General features: G+C 76.0%; 11 protein-coding genes and 1 pseudogene. 10 read left to right on the forward strand and 2 right to left on the reverse strand.

Going from position 1 to position 13067, the window contains the following annotated elements; translation table 11 throughout:
- The 10 genes and pseudogenes from JJV70_RS12085 to cobC all read left to right on the forward strand — a co-directional run.
- Nucleotides 1–765, forward strand: a 765-nt coding sequence (locus JJV70_RS12085) for a VWA domain-containing protein (RefSeq protein WP_219047867.1), incomplete at its 5' end; no start/stop codon positions are given.
- Complete coding sequence (cobO, locus tag JJV70_RS12090; RefSeq protein WP_219047868.1) at nt 765–1361, forward strand: cob(I)yrinic acid a,c-diamide adenosyltransferase; 597 nt, start codon at nt 765–767, stop codon at nt 1359–1361. The genes JJV70_RS12085 and cobO, both read left to right, overlap by 1 nt.
- Before the next feature lie 4 nt (nt 1362–1365).
- Complete coding sequence (locus JJV70_RS12095; protein ID WP_219047869.1) at nt 1366–2817, forward strand: cobyrinate a,c-diamide synthase; 1452 nt, start codon at nt 1366–1368, stop codon at nt 2815–2817.
- Nucleotides 2814–3548 (forward strand): precorrin-2 C(20)-methyltransferase, encoded by a 735-nt coding sequence (gene cobI, locus JJV70_RS12100; RefSeq protein WP_219047870.1) that lies wholly within the window; start codon nt 2814–2816, stop codon nt 3546–3548. The genes JJV70_RS12095 and cobI overlap by 4 nt, the downstream gene beginning before the upstream one ends.
- A 26-nt stretch (nt 3549–3574) precedes the next feature.
- A pseudogene (gene cobM, locus JJV70_RS12105) lies at nt 3575–4402 on the forward strand (precorrin-4 C(11)-methyltransferase); the annotation flags it as partial.
- 214 nt (nt 4403–4616) lie between these two features.
- Nucleotides 4617–5972, forward strand: a complete 1356-nt coding sequence (gene cbiE / locus JJV70_RS12110; RefSeq protein ID WP_219047871.1) for a precorrin-6y C5,15-methyltransferase (decarboxylating) subunit CbiE — start codon at nt 4617–4619, stop codon at nt 5970–5972.
- Complete coding sequence (cobJ, locus tag JJV70_RS12115; RefSeq protein WP_219047872.1) at nt 5969–7717, forward strand: precorrin-3B C(17)-methyltransferase; 1749 nt, start codon at nt 5969–5971, stop codon at nt 7715–7717. Before cbiE ends, cobJ begins: the two co-directional genes overlap by 4 nt.
- Nucleotides 7714–8361, forward strand: a complete 648-nt coding sequence (locus JJV70_RS12120) for a precorrin-8X methylmutase (protein WP_219047873.1) — start codon at nt 7714–7716, stop codon at nt 8359–8361. Before cobJ ends, JJV70_RS12120 begins: the two co-directional genes overlap by 4 nt.
- Entirely contained in the window at nt 8358–9266 is a 909-nt protein-coding gene (locus tag JJV70_RS12125; RefSeq protein WP_219047874.1) for a sirohydrochlorin chelatase, read from the forward strand. The genes JJV70_RS12120 and JJV70_RS12125 overlap by 4 nt, the downstream gene beginning before the upstream one ends.
- Nucleotides 9244–10422: an Rv2231c family pyridoxal phosphate-dependent protein CobC gene (gene cobC / locus JJV70_RS12130; RefSeq protein WP_219047875.1), complete on the forward strand. Its 1179-nt coding sequence runs from the start codon at nt 9244–9246 to the stop codon at nt 10420–10422. Before JJV70_RS12125 ends, cobC begins: the two co-directional genes overlap by 23 nt.
- Nucleotides 10423–10483: 61 nt before the next feature.
- Here the strand turns inward: cobC and JJV70_RS12135 are convergent, their stop codons facing one another.
- Both JJV70_RS12135 and JJV70_RS12140 read right to left on the reverse strand, forming a co-directional pair.
- The gene (locus JJV70_RS12135) at nt 10484–11449 is read right to left on the reverse strand and encodes an SCO1860 family LAETG-anchored protein (protein WP_308294793.1); all 966 of its coding nucleotides are present in this window, start codon (nt 11447–11449) and stop codon (nt 10484–10486) included.
- 186 nt (nt 11450–11635) lie between these two features.
- The gene (locus tag JJV70_RS12140) at nt 11636–12733 is read right to left on the reverse strand and encodes an amidohydrolase family protein (protein ID WP_219047876.1); all 1098 of its coding nucleotides are present in this window, start codon (nt 12731–12733) and stop codon (nt 11636–11638) included.
- Nucleotides 12734–13067: the final 334 nt, after the last annotated feature.

Genomic DNA, 13067 nt, shown 5'->3' on the forward strand with positions numbered 1-13067 from the left:
GGCGAGGGCACGGCCGGGCGGCGGTCGCGGGCCCGCACCGCGCAGGGCCGCACCACCGGTGCCCGCCGCCCGAGCGGCGCGCTCGGCACGCTGCACCTGGCGGCGACCGTGCAGGCGGCCGCGCCGCACCAGCGTGCCCGGGGGCGCGGCGGGCCGGGGCTGGTCGTACGGCGGGACGACCTGCGGGAGGCGGTGCGCGAGGGCCGCGAGTCCAATTTGGTGCTGTTCGTCGTGGACGCGTCCGGGTCGATGGCGGCGCGGCAGCGGATGAGCGCGGTCAAGGGCGCGGTGCTGTCCCTGCTCCTTGACGCCTACCAGCGCCGCGACAAGGTGGGCCTGGTGACGTTCCGGGGCGCGGACGCGCAGCTGGTGCTGCCGCCGACGTCCTCGGTGGACGCGGCCGCCGCACGGCTGGAGTCGCTGCCCACCGGCGGGCGCACCCCGCTGGCGGCCGGGCTGCTGAAGGCGCGCGAGGTGCTGCGGGTGGAGCGGATGCGGGACCCGGCGCGGCGTCCGCTGCTGGTGGCCGTCACCGACGGGCGGGCGACGGGCGGCCCTGAGCCGGTGGCCCGGGCGCAGCGGGCCGGGCGGCTGCTGGCGGCCGAGGGCACGGCGTCGGTCGTCGTGGACTGTGAGTCGGGCCCGGTGCGGCTGGGGCTGGCGGGCGCGCTCGCGCGAGAGCTGGGCGGGCCTGCGGTGACGCTTGAGGAGTTGCGCGCGGACACGGTGTCCGCGCTGGTCAAGGACGTGCGGAGGGTCGCGTAATGCCGCAGGGACAGCCGAGCGTGGTGCCCGACGACGGGCTGACGACGCGCCAGCGGCGCAACCGGCCGCTGGTCGTGGTGCACACCGGCATCGGCAAGGGCAAGTCCACGGCGGCGTTCGGGCTGGCGCTGCGGGCGTGGAACCAGGGGTGGCCGATCGGGGTGTTCCAGTTCGTCAAGTCGGCGAAGTGGAAGGTCGGCGAGGAACGTGCGCTGCGGGTGCTGGGCGCGTCCGGTGAGGGCGGCACGGTGGCCTGGCACAAGATGGGCGAGGGCTGGTCGTGGGTACAGCGCGACATCGCCACCAGTGAGGAGGCGGCGCGCGAGGGCTGGGAGCAGGTCAAGCGCGACCTGGCCGCCGAAACCTACCGGCTGTACGTGCTGGACGAGTTCGCCTACCCGATGCACTGGGGCTGGGTGGACACCGCCGAGGTGGTCGCGGTACTGCGGGAGCGGCCCGGCACCCAGCATGTCGTCATCACCGGACGCAACGCGCCGCCGGACCTGGTGGAGGCCGCCGATCTGGTGACGGAGATGGGCAAGGTCAAGCACCCGATGGACGCGGGCCAGAAGGGCCAGCGGGGCATCGAGTGGTGATCGCGTGACGCACCTGCCCCGGCTCGTCATCGCCGCGCCCGCCTCGGGCTGCGGCAAGACGACCGTCGCCACCGGACTGATGGCCGCGTTCGCCGCGCGCGGCACCGCCGTGTCCGGCCACAAGGTCGGCCCCGACTACATCGACCCCGGCTACCACGCCCTCGCCACCGGGCGTCCGGGCCGCAACCTGGACGCCTACCTGTGTGGCCCCGAGCGCGTCGCACCGCTGTTCCTGCACGGGGCGGCGGGTGCGGAACTGGCCGTCGTGGAAGGCGTGATGGGCCTGTTCGACGGGGCGTCGGGGCAGGGCGAGACGGGCTCGACGGCGCAGGTGGCGAAGCTGCTGCGGGCGCCGGTGGTGCTGGTGGTGGACGCCTCCGCGCAGTCGCGCTCGGTGGCGGCGCTGGTGCACGGGTTCGCCTCCTGGGACCCCGGGGTACGGCTCGCCGGGGTGATCCTCAACAAGGTGGGCTCGGTGCGGCACGAGGAGCTGCTGCGGGAGGCGCTGGACGGTGCGGGGGTACCGGTCCTGGGCGCTTTGCACCGGCGTCCTCGCGTGCACACGCCCTCGCGGCACCTGGGGCTGGTGCCGGTGGCCGAGCGTCGCGCGGAGGCGGTGGACGCGGTGACGGAGCTGGCCGGGCAGGTGCGGGCGGGGGTGGACCTGGACGCGGTACTGGCGCTGGCCCGCAGCGCGCCGCCGCTGCCGCACGTGCCGTGGTCGGCGTCCGAGGCGGTCAGCGGCGCAGGCGGTGGCACCGCGCCCGGGGGCGGTCGCGGAGACGCTGGCGCGGCCGTGGGCGCAGCCGGGAGCGCGGACGCCGACGCGGCCGTGGGCGCGTACACCGGGGCGGTCACCGGGCGCCGTCCGGTCGTGGCCGTCGCGGGCGGGGCGGCGTTCACCTTCGCCTACACCGAGCACGCGGAGCTGCTGCGCGCCGCGGGCGCCGAGGTGGTGCCGTTCGATCCGCTGCGCGAGGAGCGGCTGCCCCCGGGCACGGCGGGCCTCGTCATCGGCGGCGGGTTCCCGGAAGTGTACGCGCCGGAGCTGAGCGCGAACGAGCCGCTGCGCCGCGCCGTCGCCCGGTTCGGCGGGCCGGTGGCGGCGGAGTGCGCGGGGCTGCTGTACCTGGGGCGGGAGCTGGACGGCGCGCCGATGTGCGGCGTGCTGGACGCCTCGGCGCGGATGACCGAGCGGCTGACGCTCGGTTACCGCGAGGCGGTGGCCGTGGGCGACAGCGTGCTGGCGGTCGCCGGGACCCGGGTACGCGGGCACGAGTTCCACCGCACCGCGACCGAGCCGGGGGCCTCGGCGGTACCCGCGTGGGGGCTGACCCGGCCTAGCCGGCGGACCGAGGGGTTCGTCAAAGACAACGTGCATGCCTCCTACCTGCATGTGCACTGGGCCGCCGAGCCCTCGTTGGCCCGGCGCTTCACGGAGAGGTGTGCGGCGTGAGCGGCAACCCGAAGCTGATCGGGGTCGGTGTCGGCCCCGGAGACCCGGAACTGGTGACGGTGAAGGGGGTGAACGCGCTGCGCGCGGCGGACGTCGTGGTGGTGCCGGTGATGGACACCGGGGAACGCGGCCGGGCCGAGGCCACGGTGCTGCACTACGTGGACGCCGGGCGCGTGGTGCGGATCGTGTTCGCGCTCAACGAGCGGGAGGACCGGGCGCGCCGGGAGGCCGCCTGGGACGCGGCAGGGGCACAGGTGGCCGAACTCCTGCGCGCTCACGGCACGGTGGCGTTCGCGACGATCGGCGACCCCAACGTGTACTCGACGTTCACCTACCTCGCGCAGACCGTCTCGGGCCTCGTGACGGACGTGGCGGTGGAGACGGTGCCGGGTGTGACGGCCATGCAGGACCTGGCCGCCCGCAGCGGCGCGGTACTGACCGAGGGCACCGAGCCGCTGACGCTGGTGCCGGTGACGGCGGGCACGGCGGTACTCAGGGCCGCGCTGGAGGGGCCCGGCACGGTGGTGGCGTACAAGTTCGGGCGGCACGCGGGCGAGGTCGCCGGGGCGCTGGAGAGCACCGGGCGGCTGGCGGGCGCGGTGTGGGGTTCGGCGCTGGGGCTGCCCGGCGAGTCGATCCGTCCGGCCGCTGACCTGGGCGAGGAGCCGCTGCCGTACCTGTCCACCCTGATCGCGCCCGCGCGGCGCTCGGCCCGAGGGGGCAAGCTGTGAGAGACCCGGAGGGCACGCGGGAGGCCATCGGCACGCGGGACACGGAGCGCACGCCACAGCGGCGCGGCAAGGTGACGATCGTCGGCGCCGGGCCCGGTGCGGCCGACCTGCTGACGTTCCGCGCGGCGCGGGCCATCGCGGAGGCGGACGTGGTGGTGTGGGCGGCGAGCCTGGTCCACGAGGACGTGCTGGAGCACGCGGCCCCGGACGCGGAGATCCTGGACTCGGCGACGCTGTCGCTGGAAGACGTGCTGGCGGTGTACGCCCGCGCCCAGCGCGACGGGCTGCGGGTGGCGCGCGTGCACTCCGGCGACCCGGCGCTGTGGGGCGGCACGCAGGAGCAGGTGGACCGCTGCCACGAGCTGGGTGTCGCGGTGGAGATCATCCCCGGCGTGTCCGCCTTCTCGGCGGTCGCGGCGGTGGCCCAGCGCGAGCTGACGATCCCGGAGGTGGCGCAGTCGGTGATCCTCACCCGGCTGGGCGGCGGCAAGACGCCGATGCCCCCGGGCGAGGAGGTGCGCGAGTTCGCCCGGCACGGCACGACGATGGCGCTGTTCCTGTCCGCCGCCCGCTCCGGCCAGCTCGCGGCCGAGCTGACCGAGGGCGGCTATGCCGAGGACACCCCGGTGATCATCGCCTACCAGGCCACGTGGCCCGAGGAGCTGATCCTGCACTGCACGGTGGGCACGCTGGCCGAGACCGTCAAGGAGCACAAGCTCTGGAAGCACACCCTCTTCCTCGTCGGCCCCGCGCTGTCGGCCTCCGGAACGCGCTCGCACCTGTACCATCCGGGCCACTTCCACGGTTACCGCCGCGCGGAGCCGTCGGCGCGGCGGGCCCTGCGCGCGGCCCGGCAGGGCGCTGACCGTGGCCCGGGGCAGGGCGGAACGGCACGCGGCACGCACGGCACCGGGGGCGGCCCGGCGCACGGCGCCCCACCGCACGGCGCCGAGGACACCGCCGGGCACCGGCCCGCGCCCGGCACCCCGCCCCACGGCCCGGACCAGCGCGCTCAGGACCAGCCCGGCCCGGACCAGCCCGGCCCGGAGCACGGCACCGGAGACGGCCATGGGTAACCCGAACACCCGCGTCACCGTGGTCGGCACGGGCACCGGGCCGGGCGTCGGTACGGGCACCGGGACAAACCTCGGTACCGCTGGCGGCGTCGGCGCCGAAACCGGAGCGGCACCCACGCCCGATCCCCAGGCGCCCCGTATCGAGGTGCCCGGGGACGTCACGCTCGTCGTCGGCGCGCGGCGGCATCTGGACGCCGCCGCGCTCCCACCCGGCGCCCGCCGCGTCGCCCTGGGCCCGCTCGCGCCCGCGCTGGCCGCGATCGAGGCCGAGGTGGCGGCGCCGGGCGAGCCACGGGTGTGGGTACTGGCCTCCGGTGACCCGGGGTTCTTCGGCATCGTGCGGGCGCTCGCGGAGCGGCTGGGACCGGAACGGCTGGACGTGCGGCCCTCGGTGCCCTCGGTCGCGGTGGCGTTCGCGCGGGCCGGGCTGCCGTGGGACGACGCGGCCGTGGTGAGCGCCCACGGGCGGGAGCTGCGCACCGCCGTCAACGTGTGCCGCGCGCATCCGAAGACGGCCGTGCTCACCGGCCCGGGCGCGGGCCCCGCCGAGCTGGGTGCGGCGCTGGCGGACACCGGTATCGCCCGCACCCTGGTGGTGGGCAGCGCGCTGGGCACCGCGCGCGAGGCGGTGGAGTGGCTCTCCCCCGCCGAGGCGGCCGGGCGCGCGTGGCCGGAGCCGGTCAGCGTCGTCCTCTCGCTCGCGCCCGGGCGCACCGTGGCACCGGCCCAGCGGGCGCTGGCGGGGCCGGTGCCCGCGCCCGCCGGCTGGGCGCTGCCCGAATCGGCGTTCGCACACCGGGATTCGATGATCACCAAGTACGAGGTGCGGGCGCTGGCGCTGGCCCGGCTCGGCCCGGGGCCGGGCGAGCTGGTGTGGGACGTCGGCGCGGGCTCGGGGTCGGTGGCCGTGGAGTGCGCCCGGCTCGGCGCGGCGGCGATCGCCGTCGAGAAGGACGCGGACGGCGCCGAGCGGTGCCGGGCGAACGCCGCCGCGCACGGCGTGGACGTACAGACCGTGCACGGCAGGGCGCCCGGGGCGCTCGCCGGGCTGCCCGATCCCGACGCGGTGTTCGTCGGCGGGGGTGGCGCGGACCTGCCCGCCGTCGTCGCCGCCTGCGCCGCCCGCGCCCGGCGCTGCGTCGTGGTCACGCTCGCCGCGCTCGACCGGGTGCCCGGCGTGCGCGCCGCGCTGGCCACCGCCGGGCTGGAACCCGAGGGCGTCCAGCTCCAGTCGGCCCGGCTCGCGCCGCTGCCCGGCGAGGTGACCCGGCTCGCCTCGGTGAACCCCGTCTTCGTCCTGTGGGGGAACAGGAACCGCTCTACCAGCTCACAAGGAGTCACCTCGTGATCGGCCTGATCTCCGCCACCGCGGCCGGTGCCGCCGCCTGCGACCGACTGGCCGCCGCCTGGCCCCACCGTGCCCGCCGCTACCCCGGGCCCACCGCCGAGGCGGTGCGCGCGGCGTTCGCCGAGTGCGACCAGCTGGTGTGCTTCCTGGCCACCGGCGCCACCGTCCGGCTGCTGGCCCCGCTCCTGCGCGACAAGACCTCCGACCCGGGTGTCGTCTGCGTGGACGAGGCGCAGCAGCACGCGGTGGCCCTGCTCGGCGGCCACGCGGGCGGCGCGAACGCCCTCGCGGACAAGGTGGCCGAGCAGCTTCCGGGCTGCCGCCCGGTGGTGACCACGGCCACCGACGCCACCTCCGTGCCCGGCCTGGACACACTCGGCTGGCCCGTGGAGGGCGCCGTCGCCGCCGTCAGCCGGGCCATGCTCGACGGCGAACCCGTCCGTCTGGTCTCCGATGCCGTCCACCCCCTTCCAGCTCTGCCCCCGAACGTATCGGCAACCACTGACAGTGACGTGTCGTTGCTGGTCAGCGATATGCTCCGGCCCCAGGATCAGCCGCCAGGCACGTCGCCGGACCAGCCGGGCGCGCGGCAGGCCGTGTTGCGGCCGCCCACGCTGACGGTCGGGGTCGGCGCCAGCCGGGGCGCGCCCGTCGAGGAGGTGCTGACGCTCATCGCGGCCGCCCTGGCCGACGCCGGTCTCTCGCCGCGCTGTGTGGCCGGGCTGGCCACCGTGGAGGCGAAGGCCGGGGAGCCGGGCCTCGTCGCCGCCGCCGGACAGCTCGGCGTCCCGCTGCGCGTGCACCCCGCGTCCGAGCTGGCCGAGGTCGCCGTGCCCCACCCCTCGCAGGCGCCGCAGGACGCCGTTGGCACGCCGAGCGTCGCCGAGGCCGCCGCGCTGCTCGAAGCCGGGCCGGGCGCCGAACTGGTGGTGCCCAAGCGCAAGTCGGTGCGCGCGGACGGCGCGCCCGCCATGGTCACCTGCGCCGTCGCCCGGCGCCGTCCGCGCGGGCGGCTGGCCGTCGTCGGGCTCGGCCCCGGCGCCCGCGACCTGCTCACGCCCCGGGCCCGCGCCGAGCTGCGCCGCGCGTCCGTCGTCGTCGGGCTCGACCAGTATGTGACGCAGATCCGCGACCTGTTGCGGCCCGGCACCCGGGTGCTGGAGTCCGGGCTCGGCGCCGAGGAGGAGCGGGCCCGCACCGCGGTGGAACAGGCCCGGGCCGGGCACGCCGTCGCACTGATCGGCAGCGGCGACGCGGGCGTCTACGCGATGGCCTCCCCCGCGCTGGCGGAGGCGTCGGCGGACATCGACGTCGTCGGCGTGCCCGGGGTGACGGCCGCGCTGGCCGCCGCCGCGCTGCTGGGCGCACCGCTGGGCCACGACCACGTGTCCATCAGCCTGTCCGACCTGCACACCCCCTGGGAGGTGATCGAGCGCCGGGTGGCGGCGGCCGCCGCCTCCGACCTGGTGGTCACCTTCTACAACCCGCGCTCGCGCGGACGGCACTGGCAGCTGCCGAAGGCGCTGGGCCTGCTGGCCGAGCACCGGACGCCGGGCACCCCCGTCGGCGTCGTGCGCAACGCTTCGCGCCCCGGCGAGCGGGTGTTGCTGACGACCCTGGGCGCACTGGACCCGGCGGAGGTGGACATGATGACCGTCGTGACCGTCGGCAACACCGCGACTCGCGCCGTCGCCGGCCGGATGGTGACGCCGCGCGGCTACCGCTGGCAGGAGGCCGGAGCATGAACACCACCGGCGGCGCACGCGTCGTGCATCCCATCGAGCAGGAGTCGTACCGCATCCTGCGCTCCCGGCTGGACACCAGCCACCTGCCGCCGCTGAGCCGCGCGGTGGTCGAGCGCGTCATCCACTCCAGCGCCGACCTGGAGTACGCCACCGACCTGGTGACCGACGAAGCGCACCTGCGCGCCGCGCACCGCGCGCTGCACGAGCGGCAGGCGCCGGTGGTCACCGACGTGGAGATGGTCGCGGCCGGGATCACCCGGCGGGCAGCGGTGTGCCGCCTGGCCGACGCGCGGGCCGAACCCGGCCTGACCCGCTCGGCGCACGCCGTGCGCCTGGCGTACGCGGAGGTCGGGCCCGGCGCGGTGTGGGTCGTGGGCTGCGCGCCGACCGCGCTGTTCGAACTCATCGCGCTCGGCGTGGCGCCCGCGCTCGTCATCGGCCTGCCGGTCGGTTTCGTCGGCGCGGCCGAGAGCAAGGCCGCGTTGCGCGAGAGCGGCCTGCCCGCCGTCAGCAACCTTTCCGAGAAGGGCGGTTCGGCCGTCGCCGCCGCGGCGCTCAACGCCCTGCTCTACACCAGTTTTCCGCCCGGTGAGCCCGCCGGGCGGACCGCACCACTCCGTCCCACCCCCGAGGAGACCCCGTGACCACCCCGCCTGCCCTGCTGCTCGTCGGCCATGGCACCCGTGACGAAGCCGGGGCCGAGGCTTTCCGCTCCTTCGTCCGCGTCCTCGGCGAGCGCCGCCCCGGCGTCCCGGTGGGCGGCGGATTCATCGAACTGTCCCCGCCGCCGCTGGCCGACGCCGTGACGGCGCTGGCCGAGCAGGGCGTGCGCCGCTTCGCCGCCGTGCCGCTCATGCTGGTCTCCGCCGGGCACGCCAAGGGCGACATTCCGGCCGCGCTCGCCCGTGAGCGGGAACGCCACCGGGGCACCAGTTACGCCTACGGACGCCCGCTGGGGCCGCACCCCTCGCTGCTGGCGGTGCTGGAACGGCGGCTCGACGAGGCCCTGGAAGGCGCCGCGCCCACTCCGGCCGACCGGGCGGACGTGACCGTGCTGCTGGTGGGCCGCGGCTCCACCGACCCGGACGCCAACGCCGAGGTGCACAAGGCGGCGCGGCTGCTGTGGGAGGGGCGCGGCTACGCGGGCGTGGAGACCGCGTTCGTCTCGCTGGCCGCGCCCGACGTCGCCTCCGGCCTGGACCGGTGCCGCGCGCTGGGCGCCCGCCGGATCGTCGTCCTGCCGTACTTCCTGTTCACCGGCATCCTGCCGGACCGGGTGAGGCGACAGGCCGGTGACTGGGCTGACGCGCACCCCGGCACCGAAGTGCGCGTGGCCGACGTCATCGGCCCGACCGACGAGCTGGCCGACCTGGTGTGGCAGCGCTACCAGGAGGCTCTGGACGGCGATATCCGCATGAACTGCGACTCCTGCGTCTACCGCATCGCGCTGCCCGGCTTCGAGGACAAGGTCGGCGCGCCGCAGCAACCGCACTACCACCCCGACGACGACGGACATCACCACCACCATGGCCACGCACACGCGCACTGACAACGCCGGGCACGATGCCGAGGGGCACGACACCGCCCACCGCGAGCCCGCCGAGCCCGCCGAGCCCCCCGAGCCCCGGGAGGACACCGCCGGGCAGCCCGGCACGGTGTCCGAGCCGGACCTGCGGCATCACGGGGACGCCGAAGTACGCGACGACGGGGCGCCGTTGACCGACCTCGCCGTCAACGTGCGCGCCGGCACCCCGCCCGCCTGGCTGAAGTCGGCCGTCGCGGCGTCGCTGGACACGCTCGCCGCCTACCCGGACGGGCGGGCGGCCCGCCGCGCGGTGGCCGCCCACCACGGGCTGGCCGAGGAACAGGTGCTCCTGACGGCCGGGGTGGCCGAGGCGTTCGTGCTGCTCGCGCGGGCCTGCCGGGCGCGGCGTCCGGTCGTGGTGCACCCGCAGTTCACCGAGCCGGAGGCGGCGCTGCGGGACGCCGGACACCTGGTCGAACGCGTGCTGCTGCGCGCGGGGGACGGCTTCGTGCTGCGCCCGGAAGCGGTACCAAAGGACGCGGACCTGGTCATCGTCGGCAACCCGACGAATCCCACCTCCGTGCTGCATCCGGCCACCTCCCTGGCCGCGCTCGCCCGCCCCGGGCGCACTCTGGTCGTGGACGAGGCGTTCCTGGACGCCGTGCCGGGCGAGAAGGAGTCACTGATTCCGCTGCTGGACGCGCTGCCCGGGCAGGTCGTGGTGCTGCGCAGCCTCACCAAAACGTGGGGACTGGCGGGGCTGCGGATCGGGTACGTGCTCGCCGACCCGCCCACCGTGCGGGCGCTGGCGGCTCACCAGCCGCTGTGGCCGGTGAGCACGCCCGCCCTGGCCGCCGCCACGGCGTGCTGCACCCGGCGCGCGCGCGCCGAAGCGGCGGCTGCCGCCCGTGGCTTCACCGCCGACCGGGACCATCTGCTGGCCCGCCTCGGCACGTTCGCCGAGATCGGCCACGCGACGCCGGAACCGGCCGCGCCGTTCGTGCTGATCCGGCACCCCCGCGCCGCCGGGGTACGCGAGCGGCTGCGCGGGCTGGGCTTCGCGGTGCGGCGCGGTGACACCTTCCCCGGCCTGGGCCCGGAGTGGCTGCGGCTGGCGGTGCGCGACCCGGCGACGAGTGACCGGTTCGCCACCGCCCTGACGGCAGCCGGAGTGCGCTGAGCACGGCCTGGCGGACACGCCGGGCCGTGCCCCTCGGTTGGCTGCCGACGCGCGGGCCGGTTCAGCTCTGGCGACGGCGCCGGAGCAGGAACAGGGCGCCGCCCACCCCGATGAGACCCGCGGCACCGCCCAGCAGGTAGGGCGTGTCAGACCGGGCGCCCGTGGCGGCCAGGTGCGGCTCGTCCTGCGGTTCGTCCTGCGTCCGCGTCACCCGCGCACCGGGCTCGCCCTGGGGTTCTTCGCCCTGCGGCGCGGGCTCCCGCGACGGCTCGGGCTGCTCCGGACGCGGCTTAGCGGACTGCTCGCCGGGGACGGGAGTGCGGCAGCTGACCTCGGCCAGCGTGACGCTGCCCGCCACCTTCGCCACGTTCAGCTCCAGCGGGTTGACGGTCACGGCCAGCCGGAGCGCGCTCGCGGCGGCGCTGCCCGTGGCCGTCTCCCGCTGGGACAGCTCCAGGTTCACCTCCCCGACGCCGGGCACCGTGACGACGGTCGGTCCGGCGGCGCTCAGCGTGACCCGCTTGCCGAGCACCCTCACCGTGCCGAGCGCGCCCGCCTCGGCCACGGTGGGCTCGTCCACCGCGCAGACCACTTTCGCGGTGACCTTCTCCGCCTCGATCAGCGACAGCAGCGGCAGCCCGGGGACGTGCACCGCCGCCCGCGCCAGTGTGACCTCCGCCGATGCGGCGTCCTCGGTGACCTCGGCCCTGGACTCGGCGACGTCCGCCCGCAGCACGCTGAAGGGCTCGCCGCCCTGCACGCCGTCGAGCTGGGCGGTCAGCGCGGTGCCGCCCGCGCGGTCGGCACCGGTGTCGGCGTCCGGTGCGGAGACGGCGTTCCAACTGGTGGCCAGCGGGACCTGGACGGTGTCGTCCAGTAGGGAGACGTCGAGCTGGGCGCGCAGCACCGCGGCGGCCGCGGTGCCCGCGCGTCCGGCCTGCTCGTCCTCGCCGGCGGCGTGGGCGGGGGCCGCCGCCGGGCCGGTGAGTACGGCGGCGACGAGCAGGCTGAGGACAGACTTCTTCACGGTTGGGAACTCCCACAGTGGTTCGGTGTCACCGGCGCGGCCTGACGGGGGACATCACTCGTGCCGGTGACGGGGACCCCGACATCGTTGACGCCACCGCCGTCACCCGTCCGGGTTCTCCGACGGGTTCACCCGGACGGGGCCTCGCCGAACGCGCGCACGAGGGGCGGGGAGCTGACCGTGCCGCTACTGCACCACCCGCCCCCGCAGCACCACCCGACGCGGTCCGGCCAGCACCCGGACGTCGGCACGCGGGTCGGTGTCGTAGACCACCAGGTCCGCGGACGCGCCCTCGGCGAGCGCCGGGCGCCCCAGCCACTCCCGCGCGCCCCACGTCGTCGCCGACAGCGCCTCCAGCGGGGGGATGCCCGCGCGCACCAGTTCGGCCACCTCCTGCGCGACCAGCCCGTGGGCCAGCGACCCGCCCGCGTCGGTGCCGACGAAGACGGGGATGCCCGCGTCATAGGCGGCGCGCACCGTGTCGTAGCGGCGCTCGTGCAGGGCGCGCATGTGCTCGGCCCAGCGCGGGAACTTCTTCTCACCGCCGTCGGCGAGTGCCGGGAACGTGGCGATGTTGACCAGCGTCGGCACGATCGCGATGCCGCGCTCGGCGAACAGCGGGATCGTGTCTTCGGTGAGGCCGGTGGCGTGCTCCACGCAGTCGATGCCCGCCTCGGCCAGGTCCCGCAGTGAGTCCTCCGCGAAGCAGTGCGCGGTGACGCGGGCGCCCTCCTCGTGGGCGGCGGCGATGGCCGCGCGCACGGCGTCCCGGGGCCAGCAGGCGGTCAGGTCACCGGCGTCGCGGTCGATCCAGTCCCCCACCAGCTTCACCCAGCCGTCGCCGCGCCGCGCCTCCCGGCGCACGTAGGCGACCAGATCCTCCGGCTCGATCTCGTGCGCGTAGTTGCGGATGTAGCGGCGGGTCCGGGCGATGTGGCGGCCCGCGCGGATGATCCGGGGCAGGTCCTCGCGCTCGTCCACCCAGCGGGTGTCGGCGGCCGAACCGGCGTCCCGGATCAGCAGCGTGCCCGCCTCGCGGTCGGTGAGCGCCTGCTTCTCGCTCGTCGCCTCGTCCACGGCGCCGTGGGCGTCCAGACCAACGTGGCAGTGGGCGTCCACGAGCCCGGGCAGGGCCCAGCCGTGCACCGTGACGGCGTCACGCAGGCGGTGGCCTGGCGGCCGCTCGTAGGTGACGCGGCCATCCACCGCCCACAGCTCGTCCCGTACGTCCTCCGGGCCGGCCAGCACCCGCCCCGTGATGTGCAACACCGCACTGTCCTTCATATCTCCGCACTGTAAGCCTCATGGGGGCGGAGCCGTGCCGCGCGGGGGCCGGGAGGGGGGCGAGGGGTGGGGGATTGTGGCGGGGATCAATTCGTGCAAGGGTGCGGTGACTTTACGGAGCGACTCCGCAGAGTGGAAGGAATGCACCACTCAGCCATTCTGCATAGCCATCCGTATGCTTCTTCCCGGTTTTCTCCAAGCCAAACCTACTTTTTTACCGAACCCTCGGGAGCCCGCAGTGCGGACAGGCGTGACGGTCGTTATGCACCTGTGACGGATTCCACAGGAGTGGCGTTACGCCCCGGCATATCCGATATGACCAGGCAATCCGTCG

The sequence above is a fragment of the Streptomyces sp. JJ66 genome, assembly GCF_019303495.1.
Taxonomy (GTDB): domain Bacteria; phylum Actinomycetota; class Actinomycetes; order Streptomycetales; family Streptomycetaceae; genus Streptomyces.

What these genes read in the sequence shown, in the direction of transcription:
- cobO (WP_219047868.1), top strand. Translation starts at nt 765, where the DNA reads ATGCCGCAGGGACAGCCGAGCGTGGTGCCCGACGACGGGCTGACGACG.
- cbiE (WP_219047871.1), top strand. Translation starts at nt 4,617, where the DNA reads ATGGGTAACCCGAACACCCGCGTCACCGTGGTCGGCACGGGCACCGGG.
- JJV70_RS12120 (WP_219047873.1), top strand. Translation starts at nt 7,714, where the DNA reads ATGAACACCACCGGCGGCGCACGCGTCGTGCATCCCATCGAGCAGGAG.
- cobC (WP_219047875.1), top strand. Translation starts at nt 9,244, where the DNA reads ATGGCCACGCACACGCGCACTGACAACGCCGGGCACGATGCCGAGGGG.
- JJV70_RS12140 (WP_219047876.1), bottom strand. Translation starts at nt 12,733, where the DNA reads ATGAAGGACAGTGCGGTGTTGCACATCACGGGGCGGGTGCTGGCCGGC.